At 68.8% G+C, this 625-nt stretch carries 1 protein-coding gene; it reads right to left on the reverse strand.

The window, feature by feature from the left end:
• The coding region (locus IMZ11_RS43250; RefSeq protein WP_228649457.1) for a UvrD-helicase domain-containing protein at positions 1–625 on the reverse strand (625 nt) is incomplete at both ends.

The following is a 625-nucleotide window of genomic DNA, read 5'->3' on the forward strand; positions in this document are numbered from 1 at the left end:
GTCCAGCAGCGCACAACGGATGGTGCCCGGCTCGGCGTCGGGCCTGGGCCGCAGCTCGTGCACGGTCACCGAGCGACGTCGCGCCTCGGCCGACACCGCGTTGGCCAGATGCAGTGCACCGGGCGGATTACGCCAGCTGGTGCGCAGTTCGAGGGTAGGGGCCGGGGTGCCGTCGGCCAGCGGAAAATCGGTGGTGAATCGGGGCAGATTGGTCGCCGACGCGCCCCGCCAGCCGTAGATCGACTGGATCGGATCTCCCACCGCGGTCAGCGCCAGGCCGTCGTCGACACCTCCGCCGAACAGCGAGGACAGCGCCACCCGCTGCGCGTGACCGGTGTCCTGGTACTCATCGAGCAGGACCACCCGGAAACGTTGCCGCAGTTGCTCACCGACCTGAGGGAAGGTCGAGGCCAGCCGCGCGGCCGCCGACATCTGCATGCCGAAATCCATCACCTTGTCGGCGCGCATCCGCTGGTGCAGCGCGTCGATCAACGGTACGAGCTCGGTGCGTTCAGTCTGGGTGGCCAGCATCTTGAGCAGCCACTGGCTGGGCCCGCGGTCACGCTGATAGGGACCGGCGGGCAGGGTGTGTACCAGCCGCTCCAACTCCACATGGGTGTCACGC

It is taken from the genome of Microtetraspora sp. AC03309, assembly GCF_020826795.1.
In the GTDB taxonomy this organism is placed as follows: Bacteria; Actinomycetota; Actinomycetes; order Streptosporangiales; family Streptosporangiaceae; genus Microtetraspora; species Microtetraspora glauca.